Raw genomic sequence first — 11124 nt, forward strand, 5'->3', positions numbered from 1 at the left:
ATAACGCAAAACGCCACTTTTCCATTTTATATGGCAAAGTGGCGATAATTCAGAAGTACTAAATGAACTTAGCCTTTGTTATTTTCAGCCAGTTTCACCCAAACCGTATCGCGATTGTTGAGGTAAATTTCGCGATTGTAGGTTTCATAACCCGGCTTTGATACCGTCACCTGATGCTTACCTTTTGGTAGCATCAACTCGACTGGTGTACTACCGTAAGTTACGCCGTTAATCGTCACTGCATCACCATACTGATCAGAACGAACCGTTAAGTTAACCCAACTTTTCGGCGGCTGCTTTTTGCTCGAGGCATTCGCAGTAGTTTGACCATTCAAACAATAACGGGTTGACAAGCCAAGTAGTTTACATGCTGCCGTCGCTTCCGGTCTTGCTTGCAGTTGAGCCTGAATATGGGTGGCGTAATCACCATTACCAGAAAAACCGCTCTCAATGACCTGGCTTTCCTGAACATAAATATTTAGCTGTACACCTTGCAAGTTCTGGCGAACCAACTCTGATTCAGTCAACTCATTAATCAGTTTACCCTTGAAGGTATTAACTGCTTTTTGTTTGGTTAGGTACTGACCCTGACTACTACACTCACCCAATGTCATTGAAGACGAACAGTTTGTCGTATAACGGGATTCTAAAACCGCACTTTCTCTTAGCTCGGTTTCCAGACGCTTTACACGCGCATCTAAACGAGATTCCTGTAGATTAGTGTACTCACTGTTCAAACGAGCTAACTTGTGCTTAAGCTGCGAAAGGCGAGATTCTGACTCTTCAATAGATTGGGTTAACGTAAGCTTTTCGGTTTGATTGTCTTTTACTGCCTCCCAACTCTCCTGGTACTGTTTCTGGAATGAAACAAGGTCTGTGTCAGGGTCTTCTAGTAGGCGGGCATACTGCTTATCAAGCGCTGATTTAGCTCGGTTTCTCTTGGCTACCAACTCTTCGCCTGCCGACACTAATCGCTCTTTATCGTTTTGTAACTGTCGTAACGAAGATTTTTGCTCATCATACTTGGCATTTAAATCTTCAATCTCCTGATACTTAATTTCAATTTTCTGGTCGACTGTTTCAACAAGGTCTGACTGAGCACCTTCTTGGGCTAATACGTGAGTCGAACCCATAGAGCAAGCTAGCGCAATGGCAAGCGCTGAAAATGAACGTGTTTTCATAATTCCCTGCTAATGTAACGCGGCATCAAACTATACACTGGGATAATAGTAATTCACCCGATAGACAACTTATCTCTATTTATATTTTGAGCTATATAGAGAAACCGAGGAATGGTTAAAATTTGCACAACAAACTCCCAAACCTTCAAGGCATTGTATAACAAAAAGAAAATCAAAATCCCCCGCAAAGGCATGTTCAAATCACATTTCTGAGCTTTTAATTAACATAAAATTAAGTATTTCGAAGGAAACGACCGCACCAAGTTGCACATGTTAATTTCAGCGTCAACTGAATGATTGGAATCAAGCCTGCAAATCAATAAAATGACTGCCGGAGATAGCAGGCTGCTTACCCGATGCAAAATGGCTAATCCAATCTCTGTTAGTGTTCTAAAGTAAGCCGAGACCAGACAGCACACCCGGCAGATGTTCCGCCTCTGTGGGGCGGTTAAGTAGATAACCCTGGGCAAAGTCACAGCCTATAAGCTGGAGGATGTGCAACTGTTCCTTGTTCTCAACCCCCTCTGCAACAACAGCACATCCGAGTGCATGTGCCATCTGCGTCATTGATTCAACCAGTAGCTCTGTTTTACTGTCTTCTGCCAGATCATCAATAAAGTATTTGTCTATCTTCAGCACATCAATATTCATGTGCTTAAGTGACGCAAAAGAAGAGTACCCGGTGCCAAAATCATCAACTGCGATATTAAAACCTATGGATTTGAGTCGCTGAATGATGGCAATACTCTCTTGAGCATTTTGCGCAATATGTTCGGTTATCTCTAACTCAACAGCTTCTGCCCGCATTCCTGTTTTCTTGAGTGTCCTTTCCAGAAGAGGAACAAAATCCGGTTCAGTAAACAGGCTTGGTGATATGTTTATCGCCATACTTTCGATATTAACTCCGCACGCTTGCCAGGCGACAAACTGACGGAATGCGTTCTCCATGACCTGCGCCGTTAACACGGCGATCATGCCTATTCGTTCTGCTATTGCAATAAACTCAAGTGGTGACACATAGCCGAGCTCCGGATGATACCAACGGCATAACGCCTCGACACCAGCAACCTTACCTGTTTCCAGATTGACTTTAGATTGATAAACAAGGCTCAGATCCCGGTTTTCAATAGCCTCTCTTAGTAGGTGCTCTACTTTAAAAAAATGCTCTGCCTTTATGGACTGCTCTGGAGTGTAAAAAGCGTAGCTGTTTTTCCCCTGACCTTTCGCTTTATAAAGCGCTATATCAGCCGCTTTGCGCAAGCTTTTTAAATCCTTACCATCCTCGGGAAACAGCGCAATACCAATACTGCCGGTTTGAGTAAACTTTCTATTTGCTACTGAAGCGGGCTTGGATATCACGTTCAGATAAGCTTGAGCTACCTGTTTAATTTCGTTTCTGTCTTTGAACCTTTCAACGACGATGCAGAACTCATCACCTCCCACCCGGGATATGGTGTGATTATTGTTGCTTACCTGGCTCAGACGCTCAGCCATTTCTTTGAGGTGTGTATCGCCGACATCATGGCCAAGACTGTCATTAATGCTCTTAAAATTGTCTAAATCAAGATACATCACGGCGAAATTAGCGACAGAGCTGGTTGCAGTATCCAATAGCTGACTAAGCCGTATATTGTTATAACCCCGGCTGTGCAGCCCGGTCAGTTCATCGGTGAACGCCATTTGTCGCATGCGTTTCTGATTCTGATCCCGCTCCATAACCAGCCCTGTCAGCATCGCAGCAGCAGCGAGATCTTCTGATTCTTCTTTGGTAGGCAATGCCGGGTGGTTGTAATACATACCAAAAGCCCCCAGAACGTCACCTGACGAACTTTTTACCGGCTCTGACCAGCAGCAGCGCATACCATGTGGCAGGGCAAACTGCTTGATATCTGCCCATTTTGGATCGGTTTGTATATCCTCAACCAGAACACGTTTGCCTGTATAAGTAGAAGAACCACACGAACCCACTTCCGGCCCGTTTTTTAACCCATGCACCGCTTCGCAATACTCTTTCGGCAGGCTTGGAGCACCGCCATGTAACAGGGTATTCCCTTCCAGTTCCAGCATTGAGCAGCGCATACCCGAATAACGACTTTCAAACAATAATGCAATCTCAATGTAGACCTCACTGGCGGGAGCACCTCTGGCGATCATCTCCAGAATCTTTCTGCTCTTATTATTGTATAGTTCTTCCTTTTTATGAGGGGTGATATCAATGTGATACCCCACCAGTCTGTTAGTGACTTCACCTGAAGAGTTCTCGATTTTGAAGGCAACACCACGAACATAAAGATATTGACCATTCTTATGCTTTAGCCGCACCTCTGCCTGTAACAGATCAGAACCACTCTCCACGTACTCACTTACGCGGCTAAATACTGGCTGCAAATCATCCGGGTGCAGAACTTTCTTCCAGGTATCAACATGATTTTCTAGTTCATGATCTTCGTAGCCAAGCATGCTTTTCCATTTGGGTGTGTAGTAGACTTCGTTAGTATCAAGGTTCCAGTCCCACATCCCTTCATCTGTGTTCTGCTTAGCATGGCTAAGCAAACTATCCTCTGCATGAGAAATCGTATTAACGTAATTGTTCAGGCGATGACCCCTTGTTGGTTCTGCATTTTCGATCATTAATTACAGGCATATGATTTATCTGATATTTATATAATACACATTAGCAATTTAGACTGTCTTAACATCGATCAATGTTTAATTACTGCGACGAGTGAGGATTTTAACGCCTGATTCTGCGCCATTATTATTTACTTGCCTTCTCCCCAGGCACGGTTCGATATTAACCATTTTCCGGCAGGCTATGACCATAAATTACCAGTAAGGAGCAATTAGAATCTAGGGTGAAATACACAATTGATATAGCTTGCTAGAGCTATACCGTTTCAGCGCTTTCTTGAGACTAAAAAAGCATCTAATCAGGCCTAAGGAGCTAGATATGGGAAAAAAACACATTGCTGTTATTGGTGCGGCAGGACAAATCGGTACGCCTTTAACCAGAGGCTTACTCTCACTCGGCCATGATGTCACGATTATTACCCGTAAAGCGCAAGATGAAAAACTGGCGGCATTTAAGCAACAAGGAGCAAACATTGTAACCTGCCCAGATATGCATGATATCGACGCTCTGGCGGTGCTTCTTGAGGGCGTTGATACTCTGGTGGCCTGCGTCCCCGGCTCAAAACCGATCATTGAGCAATCAGAACCCCTTTGGCTTAAGGCGGCCGTCAAAGCCGGAGTTAAACGCTTTGTACCGACCGAGTTCGGCGCTCATACCCAGGCACTTGCAATGGGAACCGGCGAAGTATTTGACAACAAAAAGCGTTTTCATGAGTTGCTCTTTGCATCAGGCATCGGCTGGACGCTGTTTTACAATGGCGGCATCTTCGACTACTTCCTGCCTAATCTGCGTTATTTCCGTAAGATCACGACATTTGGTGATCTTAATCTGCCAATCTACACCCATGATATTGAAGATATCGGTTACCTCGCCGCTCTGGCGGTGACTGACGATCGTACCCTGAACAAATGTGTCCAGCTTGATAGCAACGCCCTTAGCCAAAACGAAATGCTGGCGCTGCTCAAAAAATACTGGCCATTTCATCCGTTTGAATACGAACATTTTTCTTCAGAGTACATTACACAAATGGAGCAGCAGGCAGGTAATGAAATAACGGCTAAGAATGTTCCTGTTCTCATCCTTATTTCTGAAGCTTCGCAGAGGACGGCTAGAACAGTGTGACCAGCAAGAACAGTGCGATAAGAAACTAAACCAGGATCAGCACGACAAGTTTTCCCTGTTCATCGAAATGCTCGAACAGCAGTTCCAACAGTCCCGGGAAGCAATTCATTATGCCGAACAACTACATACGACCTATAAGACCTTAAACCATATCTGTAAACTGGCAACCAACCAAACCGCCAAACAGCTGATCGATGGATATACCATTTTAGAAGCCAAAAGACGCCTGGTGCTGGATCAGCCCCCAATTCAGCAGCTGGCTTATGATGTTGGTTTCGACGATGCCAGTAATTTCGTCAAGTTTTTTAAAAAACACACTTCACTCACTCCTGCCCGCTTCCAAACACAATATACGCTGGCAAAATTAACGCCGTTGATAAAATAAGGATTTTTTCCTGCTAAACGCTTGATCTATACCTATGCTTTAGAAAGCAGAGTCAGATCCGCAACTCAATAATAAGCACTATTATTTGGATAACAATATATGGTTACATCAAGGAGTACTGATGCAAATTTTAGAATCCTTCTTCGGAATAATTGGCGACCTGACATGGGGTTGGTCTCTGGTTCCATTCCTCGTAATCTTCGGCCTCTTCTTTACCATTGTCACTGATTTTGTTCAGTTCAGATTCTTTAAGCGGATGTTCCGTGTTTTACTGAACAAGAACCAGACCGCCGATGAAAAAGCGATCTCCGGCCGCGAAGCACTTTTACTCTCCGTTGGTGGACGTGTCGGCGGTGGTAACATCGCTGGTGTTGCAGTGGCGATCACCCTAGGTGGTCCTGGTGCAGTATTCTGGATGTGGGCGATTGCGCTGGTTGGTATGGCAACCAGTCTGGTTGAGTGTTCTCTTGCCCAACTATATAAACGTAAAGAAGGCGATGACTTCCGTGGCGGTGCAGCCCGAACCATTATTCACGGTCTGGGTGAAGACTACCGCTGGCTGGCATACGTTTATGCGGTTTGTTTGATCGCATCTTTCGCTATTGGCTTCAACGCATTTCAGGGAAATACGGTTGCCGGTGCGGCAGCTGACAGTCTCGGTATTGACAGGATGTATACCGGCGCATTTCTGGCAGTAATCGTTGGCTTTATCATTTATGGTGGTATCCACCGTATTGCCAAAGCCGCCGACGTGATTGTTCCCATCATGGCAGTCGCCTATGTGGGGATTGCTCTGCTGATTATCCTGATGAACATTACCGAACTTCCGGGCGTTATCGCGATGATCGTTAAGAACGCCTTTGGTATTGAAGAAGCCGTGAGTGGCGGTATGGGGGCGGCGTTAGCTAACGGCCTTCGCCGAGGGTTATTCTCCAACGAAGCTGGCCTTGGCTCGGCACCTAACGTAGCAGCGACTGCCGACGTTACCCATCCTATCAGTCAGGGTATTACCCAATCTCTGTCGGTATTTATTGATACCATTATCGTTTGTAGTTGTACCGCTTTCGTTATTCTTCTCGGAAATGTCTATGTTCCGGGGGCATCCGGGGTCGATGGCGTCGTACTTACCCAGCAATCACTGGTTTCACACCTGGGCTCATGGGCGCAGTACTACCTGACCTTTGCTATTCTGCTGTTCTCTTTCAGCTCAGTCATCTACAACTACTACTTGGGTGAGAACGCGCTGACCTTCATGTCTCAACGCAAATTGTCTGTCCACATTCTGCGCATCGCGGTAATTGCAATTGTATTCATCGGCGCGGTAGCTCCGGGTGCCACTTCAGTGTTCTTCTTCTCCGATCCAATGATGGGGATTCTGGCAATTGTGAACCTGCTGGCGCTGATCATGCTGTTCCCGACGGCAACCCGCTTGCTTAAAGACTACCGGCAAAAACTGAAAGAAGGCGCGGAACATCCGCAGTTTAACCCGGACGAGTTCCCGGATCTCGACATTGACCGCACGGCATGGACTGTTAAAAAAGGCCAATAAAAACGAATTACTAGTATCCAGTAATCCCCCTGATGACCATTCACCGGGGGGAGCTGTCCTCTTCAAAGCTATCATCCAAGGATACTGCCCCCCTGGCAGAGAAGTACTTCTACAACCGCTAACAACTGAATATCTATCACATCACTAACTTGTGCCTTCCACTCAAAAGATTCCCAACTCACCTGTAAACCTGTAAACCTGTAAACCTGTTGCTTACAGTTTCCGCCAGCTTGAACTAACTAACTGATTTAAAAACCATTCTTCTGAATTTGTCTCTCTTGTGTTTACAAAATTGTTAACAAGCTGTCCACGCATCAGCCAAAATCAGCCCCATCACCTAAAAAAAAACATATAAATCAATAGGATGGTTTTTGGTTCGTTTCTTGCGTAACTAAGGGCAATCAACACCCCCAACGCCGTAAGTGACTAACGTTCACACGGGTGGTGTTGTCTTGGAGCGAGGACTTAGCAGTTAAGTTGTCGGCCGGTAACAGCCTTGACGCGTGGCAGTGCCATATAACCGACGCTCAAATAGCCCTCTTATCTACTTTCATTGAAAGAAAAAGAAGGTCAACCATGGAACGATTAACTTACAGTCGAATTATCAGGATACTCAGTATCTTCCTGGTAAGTACGGCGGCCCTGTATGGGTTAACGAATCAGTCTCCGGCTTATGCTGGCGCCTACACACTGAGTCCAACAGAGAAGTTGTGTATGGCCGATGCATACTTGCTGGAGCCGGGGAACTCATTACCCCAGGATGCACTGAACTGTACCGCCAACGATGTGGAAATTACCCAGGTCATCCCGCTTGATCCAAATGCGGAATGTAACCTTGGGGAAACATTCTCATTCCAGGCAGACGTGACCGTGCGTACCAACGCTAACGAGCGTTACGACACCACATTCTATCTGCCACTGACTGAGCAAAGCCCTCAGGTTGTTCAGGGTAATTTCAGGAACTGTAGTATGATCCTGCCAATTCCCGGGGATAGTGGCGAAACTGCGGATGTCGACATTGATGGTGACGCGTGTGGTGATATCACCAAGGCTCTGGGGCCAGATCAGTACACCCTGACTAACGAAACCATCACTATGCTGTGTAGCGATGACGACGGCGATAACCGCGCCGACTTCACTTACTGTGCAGCGTGGGATAACCAGGAACGGGATAACTGTACTGCAGAAGAAGATCCCTATGCGGGTCAGATCCCTAACACCAAGTCAAAATGTAACTGTGATACGTTTAATATCGATGTCTTTATTAAACCAGCCCCACCGGTAATCAACAAATCTGAAGGCGCTCCTACATCCCGCCCTGAACCGGGTGGTGAGTTCACCTTTGACTTGAGCTTTACCAATCCTAACAGTCAGACATCACTGTTTATCAGTGCGCTGAGCGATGAGATTGATATCAATGGTGACGGTACCTATGACGCGACTCTGGATCTCTGGGGCCCAACCAGTGCACCAGGTGGCGAAGGTGTCTACCTGACTGCTACAAACTGTGCGATGGGAACACCGTATGAAGTGTTACCAAGTGCGACTTACAGCTGTCAGTTCACTGTACATATCGTCGACAGAAACCTGCCTGATGACCAAAGTCCTGAGTATTACAAGGATGTGGTCAAAGTGACGCTTGAAGACAAAAACGGAGATCCAGTTGTCAATGGGGCCACTTGTCCGCTTGCACTAGGTGCGGTAGCGGGCGAACACTGTAGTGTCGAAAGACAGGTCTCGATTACCAACTTGCCACCAGATATTAGTGTGACGAAAACAGCGAATCCTACTTCTGTGCTAGAACCGGGTGATTACGTTGAGTTTACCGTCGTCGTCACTAATGAAGCAGCAGTTAGTGATACCTGGGATTCACCACTTATCGTCACCAGTCTCACAGATACTGATTTCGATCTGCTGAATGTTGGTGGCCCAGTTACCAGTACAACCTGTGCCACAGGTGCATCAATCCCTGCAGGTGGTACATACACCTGTACATTTACAGCACTGGTAGAGGGTGATTTCCTCGATCCTGCCCACTCAAACACTGTAACAGCCGTTGCAAGAGATGATGAATATGACACTGATGAAGCCAGTGGTACTGCCACCGTCAGCTTCACTGATGTACCGTCCATCATCGCACTGATCAAAACTGCCGGTGGCCAGCCAGATGGTGTTACCCACCAAGTACCGGAAACCGGTGACAGCGGCAACTTTGAAGACGTTGTGTACAAGTTTGAGTTCAGTGTCGATGCAGCCAGTGTGGATAGTGTAACGTTTGATACGTTAGAAGATGTTGTTGATCCTAATGGTGCCGCCATTTTCAGTGACTTAACTTCACAATGTAACGTCGATTACATTGACGGTAATCCACTTGGTTCGCCAATACCACTTGGCAGTGGCGTGACATTACTACCAGGTCAATACGCAAGTTGTGAAATTACCTTGCAAGTACAAGGTAATGCCGGCGACGTACTTACCAACCTGGCAACCATCCGCGGTGTAGACTCCGATGGAGCAGCAAAAAATGCCAGTGACCCTGCTGATGTAGAGTTCCTGGACGTTCCATTGCAAATTACCCCTGAAGTAGCGATGAAAGCCAGAGTATTTGTCCGTCTTCCAAACACTGGTATTGATAACGTAACCGTCACCGCCCTAACCATTGGTGGCACACCTCTGACTGATGGTGCGAGTGGCCCGGCATTTGAGATTATCAACGAAACCGCCCTAGGCTTCGGACCATATGGAGCCGGAGATGGACCTTACGTATTCTGTACCGCTGGTTTGGTTATCGATCAGGGAACAACTACAGAGTGTGGCTTTACCATTAAGCTATACCCAGGGTTTGAAACTGGTCTGCCTAATCCAGATATAGAACAACTATTTACTGGTCCTGATGGCTTAATCTTCACCTTTGATGATGGTGATGGCTCGCCTGTAAACGAGCTTGTAGAGTTCATCTTTGTCACAAATGAACCTTAAGGCATTACGTTTGATACTTTAAGTCATTTGAAAAGGTAAAATATCAAGGGCGGTGATCAATATCACCGCCCTTTTCGCATTTTCCCTGCCATTGTAAAGTGAGATCATCCCCCACCGGCAAGCTTACACCTGCTCACGATATACCCACCTTTTTATACCCATCTTAAACATAAGACGGTTGTAAACCATCTATTGCCTATAATGGATGTATGTTTTCAATTCTTAGCAGCAGTAAATCACACTGAGAGGCTATAGTTTTATTGAACAAACTCTACTTATGCCAATCGATATGGCAAATTTGCCATTGGCCAAAATGTCATTTCAATACGAGGGACAGAGAATGCTTAAGTATGGAATACAGATATGTGCTTCACTATTTATCCTGCAATTCATCACCGGATGTCAGCCCGAACAAGACAGTAAACTTGAGGCAGAAGTCGCTTCGCTCAAACAAGAAATTAGTCAACTGAAGGAAGAGGTGGCTGAAATCAGCTTGCAAATAAAAGAAGTCAACACCGCTGCGGTGAACGCGAGAAAGCCAAAGTTCAAGACGCTGCCGAATCAGCCTGATTTTGACGATAATGGTCAAGTTCCTTCCATGGGGGGAGACAAAGCGCAACTTGCTATCATAGAATTTTCCGATTATCAGTGCCCGTATTGTAAACGATATACTGATCTAACCTTCCCTAAAATAAAACAAAACTACATAGATTCCGGGAAAGTCAGGTATCTGGCCCGTGATTTCCCTTTGAAGTTTCATCCACAGGCCAAAAGCGCAGCTGTCGCGGCCAACTGCAGTTTTGAACAAGGACAATACTGGCCGATGCGCGATACCTTTTTTGCCAACGTGAAAAAGCTGAACGACGACTTTTATCAGCAAACTGCAACTGAAATGTCACTGGATATGGCCAAGTTTTCCACCTGTATTGAAGATCCGAAAATGATGGACAGAATAGAAAAAGACATTGAACTGGCATCTTCGTTAGGGATTCGCGGAACACCAAGCTTTATCATCGGCCGGATTGAAAACAACCAACTCATCAACCCAAGACTGGTTGTCGGCGCACAGGACTACCAGGTCTTCGCCAGTTTGCTGGACGAACTGTTAACCAAAGAAAATCAAGAGTAGTTAGAGTCATACCATCACATCACATTGACCCGTCCTGATATGGGTTGACACTTTTTAACTAAAACGCTCGATGTACTTCATCGGGCGTTTTGTATTTCAAAGCCGTATGAGGCCTCATTTGATTATAGATCTCTACGGATTCTGCTA

Annotated in this window: 8 protein-coding genes; 5 read left to right on the forward strand and 3 right to left on the reverse strand. The window is 45.9% G+C overall.

Going from position 1 to position 11124, the window contains the following annotated elements; genetic code table 11:
* Nucleotides 1-68 precede the first annotated feature (68 nt).
* Nucleotides 69-1181 (reverse strand): PEGA domain-containing protein, encoded by a 1113-nt coding sequence (locus P2G85_RS12800; protein ID WP_275864472.1) that lies wholly within the window; start codon nucleotides 1179-1181, stop codon nucleotides 69-71.
* Nucleotides 1182-1571: 390 nt separating this feature from the next.
* A complete protein-coding gene (locus tag P2G85_RS12805; protein ID WP_275864473.1) occupies nucleotides 1572-3734 on the reverse strand; it encodes a GGDEF domain-containing phosphodiesterase in 2163 nt (720 codons plus the stop codon).
* Nucleotides 3735-4131: 397 nt separating this feature from the next.
* On the opposite strand from P2G85_RS12805, the gene P2G85_RS12810 reads away from it, so the two are divergent.
* The 5 genes from P2G85_RS12810 (at nucleotide 4132) to P2G85_RS12830 (ending at nucleotide 10977) form a co-directional block, all read left to right on the forward strand.
* A complete protein-coding gene (locus P2G85_RS12810) occupies nucleotides 4132-4935 on the forward strand; it encodes an aromatic alcohol reductase (protein ID WP_275864474.1) in 804 nt (267 codons plus the stop codon).
* 67 nt (nucleotides 4936-5002) lie between these two features.
* Entirely contained in the window at nucleotides 5003-5320 is a 318-nt protein-coding gene (locus P2G85_RS12815; protein WP_275864475.1) for a helix-turn-helix domain-containing protein, read from the forward strand.
* A gap of 121 nt (nucleotides 5321-5441) precedes the next feature.
* Complete coding sequence (locus P2G85_RS12820) at nucleotides 5442-6869, forward strand: alanine/glycine:cation symporter family protein (protein ID WP_275864476.1); 1428 nt, start codon at nucleotides 5442-5444, stop codon at nucleotides 6867-6869.
* A gap of 576 nt (nucleotides 6870-7445) precedes the next feature.
* Entirely contained in the window at nucleotides 7446-9848 is a 2403-nt protein-coding gene (locus tag P2G85_RS12825; RefSeq protein WP_275864477.1) for a hypothetical protein, read from the forward strand.
* Between the two features lie 340 nt (nucleotides 9849-10188).
* The gene (locus P2G85_RS12830) at nucleotides 10189-10977 is read left to right on the forward strand and encodes a thioredoxin domain-containing protein (protein WP_275864478.1); all 789 of its coding nucleotides are present in this window, start codon (nucleotides 10189-10191) and stop codon (nucleotides 10975-10977) included.
* Nucleotides 10978-11035: 58 nt separating this feature from the next.
* Here P2G85_RS12830 and P2G85_RS12835 read toward each other — a convergent pair.
* The coding region (locus P2G85_RS12835; protein WP_141107335.1) for an integrase core domain-containing protein at nucleotides 11036-11124 on the reverse strand (89 nt) is incomplete at its 5' end.

The sequence above is a fragment of the Vibrio sp. CAU 1672 genome, from assembly GCF_029223195.1.
Taxonomy (GTDB): Bacteria; Pseudomonadota; Gammaproteobacteria; order Enterobacterales; family Vibrionaceae; genus Vibrio.

Coding starts and splice junctions, on each gene's coding strand:
- P2G85_RS12800 (WP_275864472.1), bottom strand. CDS start 1,181: ATGAAAACACGTTCATTTTCAGCGCTTGCCATTGCGCTAGCTTGCTCT.
- P2G85_RS12830 (WP_275864478.1), top strand. CDS start 10,189: ATGCTTAAGTATGGAATACAGATATGTGCTTCACTATTTATCCTGCAA.
- P2G85_RS12820 (WP_275864476.1), top strand. CDS start 5,442: ATGCAAATTTTAGAATCCTTCTTCGGAATAATTGGCGACCTGACATGG.
- P2G85_RS12825 (WP_275864477.1), top strand. CDS start 7,446: ATGGAACGATTAACTTACAGTCGAATTATCAGGATACTCAGTATCTTC.
- P2G85_RS12810 (WP_275864474.1), top strand. CDS start 4,132: ATGGGAAAAAAACACATTGCTGTTATTGGTGCGGCAGGACAAATCGGT.
- P2G85_RS12815 (WP_275864475.1), top strand. CDS start 5,003: ATGCTCGAACAGCAGTTCCAACAGTCCCGGGAAGCAATTCATTATGCC.